This window comes from Bradyrhizobium sp. USDA 327 (assembly GCF_041262065.1).
In the GTDB taxonomy this organism is placed as follows: Bacteria; Pseudomonadota; Alphaproteobacteria; order Rhizobiales; family Xanthobacteraceae; genus Bradyrhizobium; species Bradyrhizobium liaoningense.
In genome coordinates this window covers 5089444-5107697 of sequence record NZ_JBGCCW010000001.1, presented here as the reverse complement: position 1 = coordinate 5107697, position 18254 = coordinate 5089444, and the positions used below count along the sequence as shown (strand labels likewise).

General features: G+C 65.0%; 25 protein-coding genes. 13 read left to right on the top strand and 12 right to left on the bottom strand.

What is annotated here, in order from left to right:
- Positions 1 to 55: 55 nt before the first annotated feature.
- Together ABIA42_RS24075 and ABIA42_RS24070 are read right to left on the bottom strand one after the other, a co-directional pair.
- Entirely contained in the window at positions 56 to 898 is an 843-nt protein-coding gene (locus ABIA42_RS24075) for an AAA family ATPase (protein ID WP_370123954.1), read from the bottom strand.
- Between the two features lie 94 nt (positions 899 to 992).
- Positions 993 to 1238, bottom strand: a complete 246-nt coding sequence (locus ABIA42_RS24070; protein ID WP_028179892.1) for a GlsB/YeaQ/YmgE family stress response membrane protein — start codon at positions 1236 to 1238, stop codon at positions 993 to 995.
- Positions 1239 to 1402: 164 nt separating this feature from the next.
- On the opposite strand from ABIA42_RS24070, the gene ABIA42_RS24065 reads away from it, so the two are divergent.
- The 3 genes from ABIA42_RS24065 (at position 1403) to sseA (ending at position 4108) form a co-directional block, all read left to right on the top strand.
- On the top strand, positions 1403 to 2578 hold the full coding sequence (locus ABIA42_RS24065; RefSeq protein WP_370120489.1) for a VWA domain-containing protein: 1176 nt from the start codon (positions 1403 to 1405) through the stop codon (positions 2576 to 2578).
- 124 nt (positions 2579 to 2702) lie between these two features.
- Positions 2703 to 3116 (top strand): rhodanese-like domain-containing protein, encoded by a 414-nt coding sequence (locus tag ABIA42_RS24060; RefSeq protein ID WP_028179894.1) that lies wholly within the window; start codon positions 2703 to 2705, stop codon positions 3114 to 3116.
- Positions 3117 to 3250: 134 nt separating this feature from the next.
- The gene (gene sseA / locus ABIA42_RS24055; RefSeq protein ID WP_370120492.1) at positions 3251 to 4108 is read left to right on the top strand and encodes a 3-mercaptopyruvate sulfurtransferase; all 858 of its coding nucleotides are present in this window, start codon (positions 3251 to 3253) and stop codon (positions 4106 to 4108) included.
- An 18-nt stretch (positions 4109 to 4126) separates the two neighbouring features.
- Here the strand turns inward: sseA and ABIA42_RS24050 are convergent, their stop codons facing one another.
- Entirely contained in the window at positions 4127 to 4909 is a 783-nt protein-coding gene (locus tag ABIA42_RS24050; protein ID WP_271531177.1) for a hypothetical protein, read from the bottom strand.
- 366 nt (positions 4910 to 5275) lie between these two features.
- Between ABIA42_RS24050 and ABIA42_RS24045 the strand changes: the two genes are divergently transcribed.
- On the top strand, positions 5276 to 6463 hold the full coding sequence (locus tag ABIA42_RS24045; protein WP_271530963.1) for a L,D-transpeptidase: 1188 nt from the start codon (positions 5276 to 5278) through the stop codon (positions 6461 to 6463).
- Positions 6464 to 6520: 57 nt separating this feature from the next.
- Here ABIA42_RS24045 and ABIA42_RS24040 read toward each other — a convergent pair whose 3' ends face one another.
- Together ABIA42_RS24040 and ABIA42_RS24035 are read right to left on the bottom strand one after the other, a co-directional pair.
- Positions 6521 to 7483: a D-2-hydroxyacid dehydrogenase family protein gene (locus tag ABIA42_RS24040; protein WP_370143659.1), complete on the bottom strand. Its 963-nt coding sequence runs from the start codon at positions 7481 to 7483 to the stop codon at positions 6521 to 6523.
- Positions 7484 to 7612: 129 nt separating this feature from the next.
- The gene (locus ABIA42_RS24035) at positions 7613 to 7828 is read right to left on the bottom strand and encodes a hypothetical protein (RefSeq protein ID WP_271530961.1); all 216 of its coding nucleotides are present in this window, start codon (positions 7826 to 7828) and stop codon (positions 7613 to 7615) included.
- 233 nt (positions 7829 to 8061) lie between these two features.
- On the opposite strand from ABIA42_RS24035, the gene ettA reads away from it, so the two are divergent.
- On the top strand, positions 8062 to 9711 hold the full coding sequence (gene ettA, locus ABIA42_RS24030; protein ID WP_271530960.1) for an energy-dependent translational throttle protein EttA: 1650 nt from the start codon (positions 8062 to 8064) through the stop codon (positions 9709 to 9711).
- A gap of 7 nt (positions 9712 to 9718) precedes the next feature.
- Complete coding sequence (locus ABIA42_RS24025) at positions 9719 to 10945, top strand: lytic murein transglycosylase (RefSeq protein ID WP_370120501.1); 1227 nt, start codon at positions 9719 to 9721, stop codon at positions 10943 to 10945.
- Positions 10946 to 11025: 80 nt separating this feature from the next.
- On the opposite strand, the gene ABIA42_RS24020 is transcribed toward ABIA42_RS24025, so the two are convergent.
- Together ABIA42_RS24020 and ABIA42_RS24015 are read right to left on the bottom strand one after the other, a co-directional pair.
- The gene (locus ABIA42_RS24020; protein ID WP_028179902.1) at positions 11026 to 11310 is read right to left on the bottom strand and encodes a hypothetical protein; all 285 of its coding nucleotides are present in this window, start codon (positions 11308 to 11310) and stop codon (positions 11026 to 11028) included.
- A 213-nt stretch (positions 11311 to 11523) separates the two neighbouring features.
- Positions 11524 to 11844, bottom strand: coding sequence for a hypothetical protein (locus tag ABIA42_RS24015; protein ID WP_028179903.1), 321 nt, complete (start codon positions 11842 to 11844; stop codon positions 11524 to 11526).
- 131 nt (positions 11845 to 11975) lie between these two features.
- On the opposite strand from ABIA42_RS24015, the gene ABIA42_RS24010 reads away from it, so the two are divergent.
- From ABIA42_RS24010 to bfr, 3 genes are all read left to right on the top strand, one after another.
- Positions 11976 to 12284 carry a hypothetical protein gene (locus ABIA42_RS24010; protein WP_370120504.1) on the top strand — a complete coding sequence of 103 codons (309 nt, stop codon included), beginning with the start codon at positions 11976 to 11978 and terminating at the stop codon, positions 12282 to 12284.
- A 162-nt stretch (positions 12285 to 12446) separates the two neighbouring features.
- Complete coding sequence (locus tag ABIA42_RS24005) at positions 12447 to 12719, top strand: bacterioferritin-associated ferredoxin (protein WP_028182392.1); 273 nt, start codon at positions 12447 to 12449, stop codon at positions 12717 to 12719.
- A 131-nt stretch (positions 12720 to 12850) separates the two neighbouring features.
- The gene (gene bfr, locus ABIA42_RS24000; protein WP_024339472.1) at positions 12851 to 13339 is read left to right on the top strand and encodes a bacterioferritin; all 489 of its coding nucleotides are present in this window, start codon (positions 12851 to 12853) and stop codon (positions 13337 to 13339) included.
- A gap of 132 nt (positions 13340 to 13471) precedes the next feature.
- On the opposite strand, the gene ABIA42_RS23995 is transcribed toward bfr, so the two are convergent.
- Together ABIA42_RS23995 and ABIA42_RS23990 are read right to left on the bottom strand one after the other, a co-directional pair.
- Positions 13472 to 14074, bottom strand: a complete 603-nt coding sequence (locus ABIA42_RS23995; protein WP_370120507.1) for an MSMEG_1061 family FMN-dependent PPOX-type flavoprotein — start codon at positions 14072 to 14074, stop codon at positions 13472 to 13474.
- 78 nt (positions 14075 to 14152) lie between these two features.
- Complete coding sequence (locus ABIA42_RS23990) at positions 14153 to 14506, bottom strand: hypothetical protein (protein ID WP_370120509.1); 354 nt, start codon at positions 14504 to 14506, stop codon at positions 14153 to 14155.
- A gap of 282 nt (positions 14507 to 14788) precedes the next feature.
- Here ABIA42_RS23990 and ABIA42_RS23985 point away from each other — a divergent pair, with 282 nt between their 5' ends.
- Together ABIA42_RS23985 and ABIA42_RS23980 are read left to right on the top strand one after the other, a co-directional pair.
- Complete coding sequence (locus tag ABIA42_RS23985) at positions 14789 to 15058, top strand: DUF2277 domain-containing protein (protein ID WP_370120512.1); 270 nt, start codon at positions 14789 to 14791, stop codon at positions 15056 to 15058.
- A gap of 94 nt (positions 15059 to 15152) precedes the next feature.
- Complete coding sequence (locus ABIA42_RS23980; RefSeq protein WP_271530954.1) at positions 15153 to 15368, top strand: hypothetical protein; 216 nt, start codon at positions 15153 to 15155, stop codon at positions 15366 to 15368.
- A 9-nt stretch (positions 15369 to 15377) separates the two neighbouring features.
- Here the strand turns inward: ABIA42_RS23980 and ABIA42_RS23975 are convergent, their stop codons facing one another.
- Entirely contained in the window at positions 15378 to 15893 is a 516-nt protein-coding gene (locus ABIA42_RS23975) for a collagen-like protein (protein WP_271530953.1), read from the bottom strand.
- Positions 15894 to 16051: 158 nt separating this feature from the next.
- Here ABIA42_RS23975 and ABIA42_RS23970 point away from each other — a divergent pair, with 158 nt between their 5' ends.
- The gene (locus ABIA42_RS23970; RefSeq protein WP_370120516.1) at positions 16052 to 16321 is read left to right on the top strand and encodes a hypothetical protein; all 270 of its coding nucleotides are present in this window, start codon (positions 16052 to 16054) and stop codon (positions 16319 to 16321) included.
- 9 nt (positions 16322 to 16330) lie between these two features.
- On the opposite strand, the gene ABIA42_RS23965 is transcribed toward ABIA42_RS23970, so the two are convergent.
- On the bottom strand, positions 16331 to 16579 hold the full coding sequence (locus ABIA42_RS23965) for a helix-turn-helix domain-containing protein (protein ID WP_271530951.1): 249 nt from the start codon (positions 16577 to 16579) through the stop codon (positions 16331 to 16333).
- Between the two features lie 265 nt (positions 16580 to 16844).
- Positions 16845 to 17612 carry an SDR family NAD(P)-dependent oxidoreductase gene (locus ABIA42_RS23960; RefSeq protein ID WP_370120520.1) on the bottom strand — a complete coding sequence of 256 codons (768 nt, stop codon included), beginning with the start codon at positions 17610 to 17612 and terminating at the stop codon, positions 16845 to 16847.
- Between the two features lie 111 nt (positions 17613 to 17723).
- On the opposite strand from ABIA42_RS23960, the gene ABIA42_RS23955 reads away from it, so the two are divergent.
- Positions 17724 to 18209, top strand: coding sequence for a J domain-containing protein (locus tag ABIA42_RS23955; protein WP_370120523.1), 486 nt, complete (start codon positions 17724 to 17726; stop codon positions 18207 to 18209).
- Positions 18210 to 18254: the final 45 nt, after the last annotated feature.

Sequence of the window (18254 nt, the reverse complement as noted above, 5' to 3'; positions counted from 1 at the left end):
GAATGACACCAATGTTTGGAGCGACAGCGGAGCGCTATCGCAAGTGAGCCCGAGCCTACACTTCCCGCCGGCTCAAGAACGCCAGCCGCTCGAACAGATGCACATCCTGCTCGTTCTTGAGCAGCGCCCCGTGCAGCGGCGGGATCAGCTTGCGCGGGTCGCGTTCGCGCAGTTGCTCGACGCTCATGTCCTCGTTGAGCAGCAGCTTGAGCCAGTCGAGCAGCTCGGACGTGGACGGCTTCTTCTTCAGGCCGGGCACCTCGCGCACCTCGAAGAAGATGCGCAGCGCCTCTTCGACCAGGCGCTTCTTGATGCCGGGGAAGTGGACGTCGACGATGCGGCCCATCGTGTCGGCGTCGGGGAACTTGATGTAGTGGAAGAAGCAGCGGCGCAGGAAGGCGTCCGGCAGCTCCTTCTCGTTGTTGGAGGTGATCATCATGATCGGGCGCTGCTTGGCCTTGATCGTCTCGCCGGTCTCGTAGACATGGAATTCCATACGGTCGAGCTCGAGCAGGAGGTCGTTGGGGAATTCGATGTCGGCCTTGTCGATCTCGTCGATCAGCAGCACCGGGCGCTGCTCGGCCGTGAAAGCCTCCCACAGCTTGCCGCGCCTGATGTAGTTCTTGATGTCGGACACGCGGGCATCGCCGAGCTGGCTGTCGCGCAGGCGCGACACCGCGTCGTATTCGTAGAGGCCCTGCTGCGCCTTGGTGGTGGACTTGATGTGCCAGGTGAGCAGCGGCGCGTTCAGCGCCTTCGCCACTTCCTCCGCCAGCACCGTCTTGCCGGTGCCGGGCTCGCCCTTCACCAGGAGCGGGCGCTCGAGCACGATCGAGGCATTGACGGCGACCTTGAGATCGTCGGTCGCAACATAGTCCTTGGTGCCGGTAAATTTCATCGCGCGTCCTTGTTGGTCGTCGTCGTGAGGCAATGCCTTGGTCACGACAAGCGAACGGCCGCGCATGGCGGCCGTTCCTGGTTCGGTCAGGCTTTCAGACCCGTTTTATCAGCGAAAGGATGACCAGCACAATCACCGCGCCGATCGTGGCGTCCACGATGGCGCCGACCGTGCCGGTGGCGAGCTGGATGTGCAGCTGGGGCAGCACCCAGCCCGCAACCAGTGCGCCGATGATGCCGACGACGATGTTGCCGACCAGCCCAAATCCCGCCCCGTGGACAATCTTGCCCGCGAGCCAGCCTGCAATCGCGCCAATGATGAGCGCTGCGAGAATTCCCATTGCAAACGTCCCCAAAACAACCCCGTGAGAGGGGCAATTCTAGAGCAAAAAGGCGTCGGGTCCACGTTGAATTGGTTCGCCGACGCGCGTGCTTCACCTCTCCCGATGGGAGAGGTGAAGCGGCGCCCCTTGACGTTCGCCACCCGACGGGCAATCTGTCAGCCATGTTCCTGCAATTCTTCACCTCTCTGCGCGACGCGCAGGTCCCCGTGACGCTGCGCGAATACCTCACGCTGATGGAGGCGCTCGACGCTGACCTCGCGGACTACACGGTCGAGAATTTCTATTATCTGTCCCGTGCCTCCCTGGTGAAGGACGAGCGCAACCTCGACAAGTTCGACCGCGTCTTCGGCACGGTGTTCAAGGGGCTGGAAAGCCTGCTCGAGGCCATGGACAAGGCGGAGATCCCCGAGGAGTGGCTGAAGAAGCTCGCCGAGAAGTATCTCACCGAGGAAGAGAAGAAGCAGATCGAGGCCATGGGCTGGGACAAGCTCATGGAGACCCTGAAGAAGCGCCTCGAGGAGCAGAAGGGCCGGCACCAGGGCGGCTCGAAGTGGATCGGCACCGCCGGCACCTCGCCGTTCGGCGCCCATGGCTACAATCCCGAAGGCGTGCGCATCGGCCAGGAGAAGAACCGCAACAACCGCGCCGTGAAGGTGTGGGACAAGCGCGAGTTCAGGGATCTCGACGGCAATGTCGAGCTCGGCATCCGCAACATCAAGGTGGCGCTGCGGCGCCTGCGCAAGTTCGCGCGCACCGGCGCGCCCGACGAGCTCGATCTCGACACCACGATCCGCGAGACCGCCAATCACGGCTATCTCGACGTGCACATGCGCCCCGAACGGCGCAATGCGGTGAAACTGCTGGTGTTCTTCGACATCGGCGGCTCGATGGACGCGCATATCGAGCAGGTCGAGGAGCTGTTCTCGGCGGCGAAGAGCGAGTTCAAGCACATGGAGTATTTCTACTTCCACAACTGCCTCTATGAGGGCGTGTGGAAGCAGAACAAGCGCCGCTTCACCGACCGCACGCCGACCTGGGACGTGCTGCACAAATACCCGCACGACTACAAGGTCGTGTTCGTCGGCGACGCCTCGATGTCGCCTTACGAGATCATGGTGCCCGGCGGCTCGGTCGAGCACGTCAACGAGGAGCCGGGCTCGGTCTGGCTCGACCGCATCATCCGCACCTATCCGCACACGGTGTGGCTGAACCCGGTGCAGCAGAAGCACTGGGACTATTCGGAATCGACCACCATCATCCGCCGCATCTTCGCCAACCGCATGTACCCGATCACCATCGAGGGGCTGGAGGGCGCGATGAAGGAATTGACGCACTAGCTCCCGCCGTCATTCCGGGGCTCGCGAAGCGAGAGCCCGGAATCCATCGGGCCGCAGCGCGTGTAGAGAAATGGATTCCGGGTTCGCGCTACGCGCGCCCCGGAATGACAGGAGGGAGAGATATATGCCCCAGACCATCACCCGCGGCATCAAGGCGCTGATCGACGAGGCCAATGCCGAGATCGAGACACTCACCGCCAAGGACGCCATCGAGATCTCCAAGAACGGCGATGTCGTCATCGTCGACATCCGCGACCCCCGCGAGATCGAGCGCGACGGCCGTATCCCCGGCGCTTTCGCCTGCACGCGGGGCATGCTCGAATTCTGGATCGATCCGCAGAGCCCGTACGCCAAGCCGATCTTCCAGGAGGACAAGAAATTCGTCTTCCACTGCGCCGGCGGCCTGCGCTCCGCGCTCGCGGCCAAGACCGCGCAGGACATGGGCCTCAAGCCCGTCGCCCACATCGCCGGCGGCTACGCCGCCTGGCGCGATGCCGGCGGGCCCACGGAGAAGTGGGAGCCGAAGAAGAAGGGGTGAGCCTCGCTCTCTCCATCCGTCATTCCGGGGCGCGCGTAGCGCGAACCCGGAATCCATTCATCCACCAACTCAGCCGCTCGATGGATTCCGGGCTCGCCCTCCGGGCGCCCCGGAATGACCACCAGGAAAGACCGATGAGCACCGCCACCGACCCTCTCGTCTCCACCGAATGGCTCGCCGCCCACAGGGGCGACGCCAACGTCAAGATCCTCGACGCCAGCTTCAAGCTGCCGGGCGTCTTGCCGCTGCCGAAGGACGACTATCTCGCCGCGCATCTGCCGGGCGCGGTGTTCTTCGACGTCGATGCGGTGTCGGATCATTCCAACCCGCTGCCGCACATGTTTCCGAGCGCCGAGCAGTTCGGCCGCGACATCGGCCATCTCGGCATCTCCAATGCCGATACCGTCGTGCTCTACGATGCCGGCGGCTGGGTCGCCGCGCCGCGCGCCTGGTGGATGTTCCTGTCCTACGGCCACGGCAATGTGCGCATCCTCAATGGCGGCCTGAAGAAGTGGCGTGCCGAGGGCCGCCCCGTCGAGAGCGGCGAGGTCAAGCCGAAGCCTGCGACGTTCAAGGCCAGCTATGATTCAAACCGCGTGCGCAGCATGCAGCAGCTGATCGCCAATGTCGAAAGCCGCAGGGAGCAGGTGATCGATGCGCGCGCCGCCGACCGTTTCGAGGGCCGCGCGCCGGAGCCGCGCCCGGGTATCCGCTCCGGACACATCCCCGGCGCGCGCAACGTGCCCTACAATCTCCTGTTCGATGCCGCGACCGGCGAGATGAAGCCGCTCGATGACCTCCGCGCTGCCTTCACGGGCGCCGGCGTCAGGCTCGACGCACCGATCGTGACGAGCTGCGGCTCGGGCGTATCGGCCGGCGTGCTGACGCTCGCGCTCTATCGGCTCGGCATCACTGACACCGCGCTCTATGACGGCTCGTGGTCGGAATGGGGCCAGGCCGGCGGCCCGCCGATCGCGACGGGGCCGGCGTGAGATCGTCGCGGTGAAGCGTCAGCGCGTGCGCGCGGTGGTCGTTGTCGCGAAAGCCGGCTGCGGCTGTCCAAACGGATCGAGCCGTTGCTGCAACTGCTGAGGCGGCGGACGCCGCGCCACGCGGGGCTGCTTCTTCGCCTTCGCCTTGCGCTTGGTCGCCTTGCTGTCCGATGCGCTGCCGTCCGCCTTGTTGCTCTCGGCCTTGGCCTTCGCCGGCGCGTCCTTCACGGCTGAGGTTGCGGGATCGTTCAGCGCGGCCACCTTCGCCGAGGCGACATCAACCGCCGAGGAGGCGAGCGCGGCACCGGGATCAACCTGCGCCGGCTCGCTGGCGGCAGGCGCAAAGTCCGGCTTGGCCTCGGGGATCGAGGCCGTGGTGTCGGCGGGAGTGAGCGTGTCGGTGGGTGCTGGCGCTTCAGCTTCCGTCATCGTCTCGGGCTTGGCCGGCTCAGGAGCCGGAGGCGCGGCTTCAGTGACCTGCGGCTCCGGATCGGCCTCGGCCGTCAGCGCGGCCACCTGCTCGGGCCCGCTCGCCGGCAGCCCGATCGTCGGCACCCGGTCGCGCAGCGACGGTGCGGGGGCGGGGGCGATCTCCGGCTCCGCTCGCAACACCGCGAGCACCGGCTGAGCCGGTTCGGGCACTTGCGCAAACACCTGCTCCTGCGGGCCATTCCGCCAGGAGGGGTTGCTGACATATTGCTGATGGGTCGCCCGCAGCAACGCGGCGGCTCCTAGGCCGAACACCAGGATGGAGGTTGACAACAGGATCGCGGCAAACAGGAAGCGAAAGCCGGGAAGCATCGAGCGATTGCGAATTTCCGCCCCGGCGGCGAGGTGGCCAGGGCCAAAGAGCCATCTGAACGCGGTGACGGTACTGATTGCCGCGTTCGCCACGCGGGATCGGAGCTCGGAAAGTGGCGAATCAGGCGGATTCGACCATATCGCAACGATCCTGCGCCGTTCCGTTAAAATCGCGGTCGAATAACGCGGCAATTGATGGCGCGATACGATTTCAGCCCCGTGATGCAACGGGGCAACGGTGGTCTTGCGGATCACAAATCGGCAAATCCGGCGCAAATAGGCCTGATATGTCTTGAATGTGCCGCTATCTTCCGTCATCTGGCCGTTAACGGTCCGATCGGGCTTCGGGACTATACAAGAGCGATGATGATCAAACACTTTCTGACGATATGCGCTGCCGCAACAGTCGCTGCGGCGGGAACCTCGCTCGCTCAGGCTCAGAGCTATCCGGTCCAGCAGGCGCCGAGCTATGGCGCCCCGGCCGAATATCGGCCCGGTGACCGCACGCCGAATTTCGATGCACTGGACGAAGACGACGACGCGATGCCGCAGGCCTCGCTGCCGCCGCCCGGTCCGGCCGACGATCCGCGCTACGGTCGCCCGGTCGGCGCGCCCCCGGTCTATTCGGCCGCCCCGCCGCAGGGTCCGGTGATGTCGCCGGATGATCCCCGTTATGGTCGTCCGGCTGGCGCTCCGCCGGTCTATTCGGCGGCGCCCCAGGGCCCCGTGATGTCGCCCGACGATCCCCGCTATGGCCGGCCCGCCGGTCCGCCGCCGGTGATCTATGCCAATCGTCCGGGGCAGCAGGCGCCCGCAAATGACGGCCTGCGTCCACCTGAGGCCGTCGGTGGTCCCGCCGCGACCGGGACGGTCCAGTCCGCCCAGCCGCCCGTCGATGCCGATGGCCGGCCGATGACAATCGCGTCGCTGCCGCCCGAGGAGCAGCCCGATGCTGCGCCGGCGCAGCTACCGCAGAACCTGCGCCGCCAGGAAGTCGCGTTCCAGACCAAGGAGCCGGCCGGCACGCTCGTGGTCGATACGCCCAACACCTACCTCTATTACGTGCTCGGCAACGGCCGTGCGATCCGCTACGGCGTCCGCGTCGGCCGCGACGGCTTCACCTGGACCGGCGTGCAGAAGATCACCCGCAAGGCCGAGTGGCCGGATTGGCATCCGCCGACCGAGATGATCGAGCGCCAGCCCTATCTGCCGCGCTTCATGGCCGGCGGCCCCGGCAATCCGTTAGGCGCCCGCGCGATGTATCTCGGCTCGACCGTCTACCGTATCCACGGCACCAACCAGCCCTCGACGATCGGAAAGTTCGTGTCGTCCGGCTGCATCGGCATGCTCAACGAGGACGTCTCCGACCTGTTCGATCGCGTCAAGGTCGGCACCCGCGTGGTGGTGCTGCCGGGCGGCCCGCCGCCGGGAACGGCGACCGCCTCCGCTGCGCCGACGCCGGGAGCTGCATCCGTCGCGGCTCAGGCCGGCCCGGTCCCCGGCACCCAGCCGACGGTCGTGCCGCCGCTGCCCGCGCCGGTCACCGTGCGCTGAGCGCTTCGTGCCTACCAGATTGCAGAAAGGGCGTGCCGTCGGCGCGCCCTTTTCATTTCAGGCCAGCCTGCGCGGCAGCTCGCCGCCCCTGATGAAGGCGTCGATCGTCTCGACCATCTGGCCGTAATGGATGCGCAATCCGTCCGCAGTGGCGTAGCCGAGGTGTGGCGTCAGCACGAGGTTGTCGAGCTTGCGGAAGGGATGGTCGACCGGCAGCGGCTCGACCGAGAACACATCCAGGCCGGCGCCTGCGATCCTCCTCTGCTGCAGCGCTTCGAGTAGCGCCTGCTCGTCCACGATCGGCCCGCGCGCGGTGTTGACGAGAAAGGCGGTCGGTTTCATCCGCGCGAGATCGGCGCGGCCGACGAGGCCACGCGAACGCTCGCTGAGCACCACATGGATGGTGACGATGTCGGCCTTGGCGAACAACTCCTCCTTGGTGGCGTAGCCGACGCCGGCATCCTTGCACTTCTCCGGCGTGAGGTTCGGGCTCCAGGCGATCACGTTCATACCGAACGCTTTCGCGATCCCAGCCATCTTGCTGCCGAGCTTGCCGAGCCCGACGATGCCGAGCGTCAAGCCCTCGATCTCGACGCCGGCAAAGCTCTGCCAGGGCTCGCCGGCATGCATGCGCGCATTCTCGCGGCCGATGCCGCGAGTCAGTTCCAGGATCAGGCCCATGGTGAGCGGCGCCGTCGGATCGCGGGAATATTGTGTGCCGCCGATGGCCACATTGCGCGCCTTCGCAGCCTCCATATCGATGGCGGCGTTGCGCATGCCCGAGGTCAGCAGCAGCTTCAGCTTCGGTAGGCTCTCGAACAGGCTCTTGGGGAAAGCGGTGCGCTCGCGCATCGCGCAGATGACGTCGAAGTCCGCCAGCGCGCTTGCCGCGGCCTGCTCCGAAGCGAAGGGGTGGCTGAACACGGTAACGTCGACCCGGTCGGACAGTTTCGGCCAGTCGGCGATTTCGAGCGCGAGGTTGAAATAGTCGTCGAGAATTGCACAGCGCAGCCGGCTCATCAGCGTTCATCCATGGCGAGAGTTGACGGCGCAGGCGGGCGCCGTCGTCGGAGCCCGGCCATCGTTGCTCGCAATCACGCCTGCGCGCAAGCAGCCGACGACTTCAAAAGTCCGATAGGGAGGAGGCGCTCAGAAATCGCGGGGCTTCAGGCGGAACGGAGCATCCATGCCGTGCTTGGCGCGCCACGCGGGACCGGGTCCACGCATATAATGCAGCTCGGGCCGGTAGGGATTGAAGGCGGTGGCGAAGAAGCGCTTCCAGAAGCCCTTGATCTCCGAGACGAACCCGAAGACGCGGCCGGCTCCTGCCGGAACAGGATGAGAATGCGTCTCGATCAGAGCCATGATGCGGCCTCGCTGTGCTCCCGTTCATTCTGGCGGGCGGCGCTGTTTCCGCGCGAAACCGAGCTTTCGGCCTGATTTATTAAAAGATAGTTTCAATTGTCCGGATTGGCGTCCGGATGGTGTCCATTCCGTATTCATCCGTGGTGAACGGACGGAAAACATTGCCCTTTTGGGGCGGGATCGTTACATCGGCGGCAAGCAAATTTCCTCAAATCGAAGGTGTCACGGGACCGATGGCGCGCCAGTTCATCTATTTCATGCAGGGCCTGACCAAGAGCTACCCGACCCGGAAGGTGCTCGATAACATCCACCTGAGCTTCTACCCCGACGCCAAGATCGGCGTGCTCGGCGTCAACGGCTCGGGCAAGTCGACGCTGCTCAAGATCATGGCTGGCCTCGACAAGGAGTACACCGGCGAGGCCTGGGTCGCCGAGGGCGCCCGCGTCGGCTATCTCGAACAGGAGCCACAGCTCGATCCCAAGCTGTCCGTGCGCGAGAACGTCATGCAGGGCGTCGCCAAGCAGAAGGCGATCCTCGATCGCTACAACGAGCTCGCGGTCAACTATTCCGACGAGACCGCCGACGAGATGACCAAGCTCCAGGACGAGATCGAGGCCCAGGGCCTGTGGGATCTCGACAGCAAGGTCGACCAGGCCATGGACGCGCTGCGATGTCCGCCCGACGATGCCGACGTGTCCAAGCTCTCGGGCGGCGAACGCCGCCGCGTCGCGCTATGCAAGCTGCTGCTCGACCAGCCCGAACTCTTGCTGCTGGACGAACCGACCAACCATCTCGACGCCGAATCCGTGTCGTGGCTGGAAGGCCACCTGCGCAACTATCCCGGCGCGATCCTGATCGTCACCCACGACCGCTACTTCCTCGACAACGTTACGGGCTGGATCCTCGAGCTCGATCGCGGCCGAGGCATTCCCTACGAGGGCAACTACTCGTCCTGGCTGGTGCAGAAGCAGAAGCGTCTGGAGCAGGAGGGCCGCGAGGACGCGGCACACCAGAAGACGCTCGCCCGCGAGCAGGAATGGGTCGCATCTTCGCCGAAGGCGCGCCAGGCCAAGTCGAAGGCGCGCTATCAGCGCTATGAGGAGCTGCTCAAGAAGGCGAGCGAGAAGCAGACCCAGACGGCTCAGATCATCATCCCGGTCGCCGAGCGCCTCGGCGCCAACGTTGTCGATTTCGACGGCCTCAGCAAAGGCTTTGGCGATCGTCTGCTGATTGACAATCTCACTTTCAAGCTGCCGCCCGGTGGCATCGTCGGCGTGATCGGCCCCAACGGCGCCGGCAAGACCACGTTGTTCAGGATGATCACGGGCCAGGAGAAGCCGGACTCCGGCACGATCACGGTCGGCGAGACCGTGCATCTCGGCTATGTCGACCAGTCGCGCGATGCGCTCGACGGCAAGAAGACCGTTTGGGAGGAGATTTCCGGCGGCAACGAATTGATCCTGCTCGGCAAGAAGGAAGTGAACTCGCGCGGCTATTGCTCGGCGTTCAACTTCAAGGGCGCGGACCAGCAGAAGAAGGTCGGTGCGCTCTCCGGCGGTGAACGCAACCGCGTGCATCTCGCCAAGATGCTCAAGTCCGGCGCCAACGTGCTGCTGCTCGACGAACCGACCAACGACCTCGACGTCGACACGCTGCGCGCGCTCGAAGAGGCGCTGGAGGACTTTGCCGGCTGCGCCGTCATCATCAGCCACGATCGCTGGTTCCTCGACCGTATCGCGACCCACATCCTGGCCTTCGAAGGCGACAGCCATGTCGAATGGTTCGAGGGCAATTTCCAGGATTACGAGAAGGACAAGATGCGCCGCCTCGGTCAGGACAGCATCATTCCGCACCGCGTGAAGTACAAGAAGCTGACGCGGTGATGGCGGCATGATGCGGCGGGCGCTCATCGCTGCGGTGATCGCGGTCACCTGCGGCTGGTCGTCCGCCCGTGCGGCAGATGCCGCCTTCACGCAATTCATCGCCTCGCTCTGGTCGGAAGCGCAGGCCGCGGGCGTCTCGCGCGCGACGTTCGAGCGAGAGACGCGCGGGCTCGAGCCTGATTACAAGCTGCCCGACCTGCTTCTGCCGGGCCGGCCTGCGACCGGCGCGCCGTCGCAGGCCGAGTTCGTGCAGGTGCCGGCCGATTACGTCAGGGAAGCCTCGATCGCGCGGCTTGCGGGAGAGGGGCAGCGGTTGCTGCAAAAATATCGTCCGGCTCTCAGCTCAATCGAGCAAAGCTCCGGCGTTCCCGCCACCGTCATGCTCGCGATCTGGGGACGGGAGACCGATTATGGCCGCTACACGCTGCCCTACGATCTCGTGCGCGTGCTGGCGACACAGGCCTATGTCGGACGCCGCAAGGACCAGTATCGCAACGAGTTCATCCTCTCGCTCAAGATTCTCGGCGAGGGCGTGGTGAAGCGAAAGGACATGCGCTCGTCCTGGGCCGGCGCCACCGGGCTGACGCAGTTCCTGCCGTCGGAATATTACAAGCATGGCGTCGACTTCGACGGCGATGGCCGCATCGATATCTGGCACTCCGTGCCGGATGCGCTGGCCTCCGCCGCGCAGCAGCTCGTCAACAAGGGCTGGCAGAGCGGCCTCCGTTGGTCCTATGAGGTGCAGGCCCCGGCGAAGGTTGATTGCACCACGGGCGTGCCGGAGGTGACGAAGCCGATCGGTCAATGGCTGCGCGAAGGCTTTGTGCCGGTGCGTGGCCAGAAACTCAGCGCCGCCGAGCAGGCGCAGCAGGCCTCGCTGCTCCAGCCCGAAGGCATCTACGGCCCGTCGTTCCTGACCACGAAGAATTACTTCGTGATCAAGGAGTACAATTTCTCCGACCTCTACGTGCTGTTCGTCGGCCATCTCAGCGACCGGATGACCAGCCCGCTGCCATTCGCAACGCCGTGGTCGGCTTCGAAGCAGCTGCGCACGAAAGACGTCGAGACCATGCAGCGCGAGCTGACGCGCATCGGACTCTACAAGGACAAGATCGACGGCAAGGCCGGCATGCAGACGCGCGCCGCGCTCGGTGCCTATCAGAAGTCGGCGGGCCTCAAGGTCGATTGCTGGCCGAGCGAAGAGGTGCTGCGCTCGATCCAGGCGGGGCGATAGCGCCGGACCAAAAGAAAAAACCCGGCCGATGGTCTCGGCCGGGCTTCGATCGCGGCGCTTGCGAGCGCCGTGCGATCAGATCAGTAGCAGACGCGAACCGGGCGAACGACCCAGCCATAACCGTCCCAATAGCGCTGGCGCTGCCAGTAGCAGGGCGGGGGCGGCGGGCCGGGCTCGGCCACGTAAACGGGACCACCATAGGCCGGACGGCTCGACGCGATGGCGCCGCCTACGATGGCGCCACCGATCAGCCCGGCCGCGATACCGGCACCGATGTTGTCACCGGCTTTCGCCGGCGGCGTTGCGGTCACCAGCGAACCGGCGACCGTTGCAACCGTGAGGGCGGCAACCAAAGTCTTCTTCATGCTCTTGGCTCTCCTGGGAGATGGACTTCCCCTGTAAGGGATGGCCCGGGTTTCAAAGGTTCACGCACACTCTGATGGAATTTGGCCTTGCGGTTAGGAAGCGCGCAAATGGTCAATCCACGGTAAACGCACACAGAGCTGTGACGAGAAAAAGCGGTCTTTTTCGGGCTCTGAGATGAACGGCGCATCCGTAGTGAACCGGTTAAGGGCGCCTCAGCCACAAACTCTGACGCGGCGGACGCGCCAGGCATAGCCGTCCCAGAAGCGCTGCTTCTGCCAGACGCAGTTGCCGTAATAGTCGTCGGCGACATAGCCCGGACCAGGGGCGTAGTAGCGGGGCGGATAGTAGCCCGGTTCGTAATAGCCGGGACCTGGTCCGTAATAATACGGAGAGGCCAGTGCGCCACCGACGATGGCGCCGCCGATGATCCCGGCCGCCACGCCCGCTGCGACACCGCGCTGGGCATGGGCGGGTGTCCCGGCCGTCAGGGCCAGAGTGAGGACGGCAGCGACTGCCAGGAGCGACTTCTTCATGCGCTTGACCTTATCACACGTGGGAACTCTTTGGGGCACAAGGTTCCATACTTCGCTTGAATGATCAATGAACGGCCCCTTTGCCGGAGACGACCAACCGGCATGGGCCCCAGTTTCATCAGGAGACGCTGATGGGCAACGCGATGGTCAATGCATTGATTGCTGCTGGGGTCGTCTTCGCGATCGGCTACGGCTGGATCGCTCACCTCCAGAACCGGGGCCGGCGGCGCACGCGTGTCGGGGCCGGCGGTGATGGCGGTGGTAGTGGCGCCGACACCTACATGGGGACAAGCGACGGCTTCTCGTTGGGAAGCTGGTTCTCCAGCGACCGTTCGGGGAGCTCGACCGACGGCGGCAGCTGTTCCAGCAGCGATGGCGGCAGCAGTGGCGGGGACTGCGGAGGTGGCGGCGATGGTGGCGGAGGCGGTGGTGGCGACTAGCTCCGCCCCAATCTTGATCAATCGCAACACCTGATTTTAGAGCCGTTCTAGGCTGATTGCCGGGCCAGTTTGGAATAGCTTCAAATACCGGTTTTTCCTTTTGCATCCGGCCGGCCCGTTAAATATCGATGATGGCGCATCACCGAAGGGCCTGCCGCTTCCATGATCGTTTGTTCCTGTAACGTGCTGAGCGATGAGGACATCCGCGCCGCCGTCGCCGAGTCCGACGACGCCGTGCGCCATGCCAAGCAGGTCTATGGGTGTCTCGGCTGCAGCGCCGAATGCGGCCGCTGTGCCCGGACTATCAAGACCATCATCGACGAAGCGCTTGGCCCCTGCGCCCAGTCTTGCTGCGCCGGCTGTCCCCATGGCCACACCGTCGCCGCCAATGACGAGACGGCCGAACCCGCCCAGTTCGCCCTCGCGGCCTGCTGAAAACTTCCGCATCCTCAGCTGAGCTTTTCCCCGGCTGCGTCCGCGTAGCCGGTTGCCGGCGTACGCAAACTCATTTAGAAGCATTCTAAATTCGGTTAGGGCCGATTTGGACTTCAAAGCTGGAGTGAATCATGCAGGGCGACGCGAAGGTCATCGACTATCTCAACAAGGCACTGCGTCACGAGCTAACTGCGATCAATCAGTACTGGCTGCACTACCGCTTCCTCGACAATTGGGGCCTGCTGGACATGGCCAAGGTCTGGCGCAAGGAGTCCATCGAGGAGATGGAGCATGCCGACAAGCTCACCGCGCGCATCCTGTTCCTCGACGGCTTTCCGAACATGCAGGTGCTGGATCCCCTGCGCATCGGCCAGAACGTCAAGGAGATCATCGAATGCGATCTCGCCGCCGAGATGAGCGCGCGTGCGCTCTACCAGGAAGCGGCGACCTACTGCCACGGCGCCAAGGACTACGTCACGCGTGACCTGTTCGAGAAGCTGATGAGCGACGAGGAGCACCACATCGACTTCCTGGAAACCCAGCTCGACCTGATTGGCCGCATCGGTCTCGAACTCTACACCCAGAAGCACGTCGGCGGGCTCGAGGGCGAGGGGCATTAAGCTCCGCTCGCCTCTCTCCATTCGTCATGGCCGGGCCTGACCCGGCCATCCACGTGTTGCTGCCACGAGAAAGACGTGGATGTCCGGGACAAGCCCGGACATGGCGGCGTGCCTAAGTGGCGAACGCATCATCTACAGCTGCGTCTTGTAGCGCTCTTCCACGATCTCCTGGCTCTCCGGTTCGCCCAAGCCCGTCTGGTCGTGAATGACCTCGACGATGCTCGGCATCACCGAGCGCTGCACCTTCTCGGACGACCAAAGCTTCGAGCGCATCAGCGCCTTCCCGCAGTGGAAATAGACCTCGCTGACCGCGACGTTCAGCACCGCGCGGGGCGGCTTGCCGAACTCCACCATTGCGGCGAGCAGATCCGGATCGGCCGAGAGCGTGCCGCGTCCGCCGACGCGCAGCGTCTCGTCGATCCCTGGCACGAAGAACAGCAGCTGCACGAATCCCGAGCCCTCGACGACGTTGCGAAAACTGTCGATGCGGTTGTTGCCGGAGCGGTCAGGCATCAACAGCTGGTTGGGACCGGCGACGTGGACGAAGCCAATGCCGCCGCCGCGCGGCGAGGCATCGACGCTGCCGTCCGCGCCCGAAGTCGCGAGCACGCAGAACGGCGACATCTCGATGAACTTCTTCGCATGCGCATCGATCGCGGGACGCGCTTTCGCGATCACCCTCGGGCTCGGCCTGGCATAGATGGTGGCAAGGTCTTCGGCGCAAAGATTGGTCAACCGGCGTGCCTCCATATCAATATCAGTTCGTCCTCAAGCTAGCCGATCAGGCGCCTCCAGCCAACGAAATCGAGCGCGCTAGACTGCATCCGCCGGCACGAAGCAACTGATGATGACGGCGCCGCGATGGTGGACGTACCACACCACGGCCTGGCCGACCGGATTGCCGCGGTCGCGGATGATGGCGCGCGCGGGCACCTCCATCCATTGTCCGTCGATCGGCACCCAATAGGCGCCGCCGCGTACGTCGTATTCGGTGCGATAGCCATCGGAGATGTCGCAGCAGGGCACGCCGTTCGGCGCGATCACGCTCTTGAACCAGGCGCGGATGTCGGGCGGGACGTGGTCGTATTGGCCGTTGTCGAACGCGAACGCGGCGCTCGTCAGCGCTGTCGTTGCAGCCAGCCAGACGCACAGTGCGAGCCTGTGCATGCGATCCTCCTCATCGCGTATCGTGCCATTGGCGCGCGATTGTCCCGCGCGTCGATTCGTATCGTTGACGCGATTAAGCCCGAGCCGTCAGCGCAATGCATGCTCAAATAATAAGCGGCGCCGGTGCGCCGCACATGATGCGTTGCGAGATGAGACAGCTTGTGGCGGTGCGCATCCACGGAGTTGATCGGCATGGCGCGATGGAACTTCGCAGAAGCGCGAGGGCGGATGTAGGATTTCGACTCAGGCCTTCGTCTTCAAGAAAACGTCGGGAGAGAGTGCATGTGCCGCAACATCAAGACGCTGTTCAACTTCGAGCCTCCGGCGACGGAGGACGAGATCCACGCCAGCGCGCTGCAGTTCGTGCGAAAACTGTCCGGCTTCAACAAGCCGTCGCAGGCGAACGAGGTGGCGTTCGAGCGCGCGGTAACGGAGGTCGCGGAGGCCGCACGAAAGCTCCTGACGTCGCTGCACACCCATGCGCCGGCGCGCGACCGTGAGGTCGAGGCGGAGAAGGCGAGAGAGCGCTCGCGGCTGCGCTTCGGTTCGTGAGCTCGAACGGCGCACTCCGTGATCTGGCTCACGGTATCTGCTGCGTCAGCTTGCGATGGTGTCGGCCGGGGTTTTGATCGCCCGGAGCACGACCATGAGCCGCCCCCTTCTTCCCTTGAAAGCAGGTGCCATCGTCTTCACGCTGCTATGGACTGCGTGGATGATGTGGTGGAGCGGCTCGTTCTCGAGCGCGAACATGGTCATCCTCGCCCTGTGCGGCGCAGCGGTCGGCTACCTCTGGTATCGCGCGATGCGCTGGCAGTTCGAGCGCATGGGCATGTTGTCGCGAGACGAGGATCGGCCGAAATAGACCCGTCTGCTAGGCCTTGTCGCCGTGCTTCTTCCTTTTCTTTTTCTTCTTGTGGTCGTCGCCGTCATCGCTCTCGTCATCGACGATTGCCTCGTCAGGCTCCTGGACGGCGGCCGCGAGCGCTTCGCGCTCAGCGGCTTCGCGCTCGCGCTGGCGGCGGCGTTCGTCCCAGGCGTCGAAGAGCTGGTCGAGCCACGGCAGCACTTGTTCGATCGACGGCAATTGGCCGGGCGGACCCGGTTCGCCGCGCGGGCCTTGCGGCCCCGTCGGTCCCTGCGGCCCGGCAGGTCCCGGCGCGCCGGCTGCGCCACGCGGGCCGGCTTCGCCCTGCTTGCCTTGCGGACCGGGCTTGCCGGGCGGGCCAGCCTTTCCGACCGGCCCCGGCTTGCCCTGCGGTCCCGGCTTGCCGCGCGCCCCGTCCGGGCCGCGTCGGCCCGGATGGCCCTGCGGCCCCGGACGCCCCGGCTCGCCCTGCCGCCCGCGCGGACCCTGAGGTCCCTGCCGTCGTCCCTGATCGTCTGCCACGCCACTGCTCCCTTGACCGGAAGCAAGCTACTTAGCGGCCTTTGACGACAGCAGCAATTCTACCCGCGCATCGTGTCAGGCTTGATCAACATCAATCGTCGAGGCGAGCCGCCATGTCATCGATCGCGCACGGCCACACCGCTTGCGAGGAGCGACCGATGCGTGCAGCGTGGAAAGTCTTTTGCCTGTTCGCTGTCATTCTCGTCGTCTCGCTCGGCCTCGCTCAGCTGCTGGTGCCCGATATCGTGCCGGTCGCGTTCGCCGAGGAGCCGCAACCGTTATGGGCTGTCATGACGGCGTTCCTGCTCCGCGCGGTCGAGCTGATTGCCGCCTCGGTCGCGATGATCTCGCTTGCGGTCATCGCCGGCGTGTATCTGCGGCACGAGCTGCGCCGCTTGTGGCGCAGCTCGGCGTCGCGGGCGGACTAATGTCACCCGCTAATCCTGATGGGCAGGCACGTCGATGCCGGAGGCGGCGTAGATCCTGATCTTGTTGCGCAGCGTGCGCACCGACAGGCCGAGCACGCGCGCTGCGCGCGTGCGGTTGCCGTCGCAGCGTGCGAGCGTCTGGAGCACGAGCTCACGCTCGACCTCGTCGACCGTGGCGCCGATCAGCATCGGAACGATCTGGTTAGGGGCTAGGAATTGCGCGCCCGATTCGGACGCAGCGACATGAACAGTGGTCATCAACACACTCCCCGATCAACGCCCGCTTCCATCATTGGAAGCGGATCGAGAACAACGACCCCAAGCCGTAATTCCACGGTGGTCCTGTTTGGTTAATGAATGGTTAATCGGGAGCGAGCCCACCAATTGACCCCAGGAATGCCGCGAAGCCGCCGCGATTGGCGCAGGATGCATCGCGATGCGGACCTATCTCGCGCGACAAACTCACGGTCATCCCTCGCGTCGCTGGCGATGACACTTCGTGTGCCGAGAGGCTGTGCGTCCCTCACACCGTGCGGTACCCGCCGTCCACCATCACGATCGTTCCGGTGACATAGGCGGACAGGTCCGATGCGAGGAAGATCGCGGGGCCGACGATATCCTCGGGCTTGCCGGTGCGCGCCAGCGGGGTGTGATCGAGGAAGGCCTGCACCAGCGCCGGATTGGTTGCACGCACATTGGCGTTGATGTTGGTCTCGATGAAGCCGGGACCGATCGCGTTGACGCGCACGCCTTCCTTGCCGAGCTCGGCGGCGAGCGCCTTGGTGAAGCCGAGCACGCCGTGCTTCGAAGTCGTGTAGGCCGCCGAACTCGGCGTGCGCAGATGCACGAAGGACTGGATCGAGCCGATGTTGACGATGCGGCCCTTGCTCGCGCGCAAGGGTGCGAGGAATGCCTGCGTCATGTTGAAGACGCCGTTGAGGTTGAGCGCGATGATGTCGTTCCAGTCCTTCGCCACCGTCTCGGTCTCGGCGGTGAAGGCGTTGCGGCGGGTGATGCCGGCATTGTTGACGAGGATCGAGACCTGTCCGACCTTGCCCTCGACCTGCTTGGCCAGGGCGAAGCAGTCCTCGCGCCGGGTCACGTCGAGCGGAAAGCTCTCGGCCTTGCCGCCCGCCTGCCGGATCTCCCCAGCCGCTTCCGCCACCGTCTCGGCATTGACGTCGAGCAGCACGACCTGTGCGCCCTCGCGCGCGTAGCCGGCGGCGATGGCCCGGCCGATGCCGGAGCCGGCACCCGTGACGACGGCGATGTGGTTTGCGAGCAATGCCATGACATATTCCTCCCGGTTTCTTTTCGAAGTTTCACGAAAAGCTAACTCGAAATTAAGAGGGCGGAAACGGCGGCCTTGGCATACTGATCCTGATTGCTAAACGTTGCGCGCATGATGGAACGGCTGGACTCCTGGAAACTCGCTCTCGAACGGCTGCGGTCGGCGCCCGCGCCCGATTGGGCCGAGGCGGGCCGGCTCGTCGCCGAGATCGTGCGGATGAGCAGCGACGTCACGCTGCGCCAGGCCGCCGAGCAGGCGCTGCCGGTGCTGCGCCAGGCCGCGGACAATGACGATCATGGCGTGACGCTGGCGGCGCAGCGCCGTCTCGGCGTGGTGCTCGAGGTCGTCCACGATCTGACCGCCCCGCGCTTCGGCCGCCGCAACGCCCTGCCGAAACAGATGTCCAGGGAGGACCGCGCGCGCAAGGTGCTCGGCCTGCCGCTCGCGGTGCAGCTCACCTGCGAGGACATCAACCAGGCCTATCGCCGCGCCGCCAAGGGCATGCATCCCGACCGGGGCGGCAGCGCGGAAGCCTTCATCGACCTCGCCGCCGCGCGCGATCTCCTGATCCATCCCGGCGCGCACAAGGACGCGTGAGCATCAATGTGCTAGACTGTAGCCCGGATGAGCGAAGCGATATCC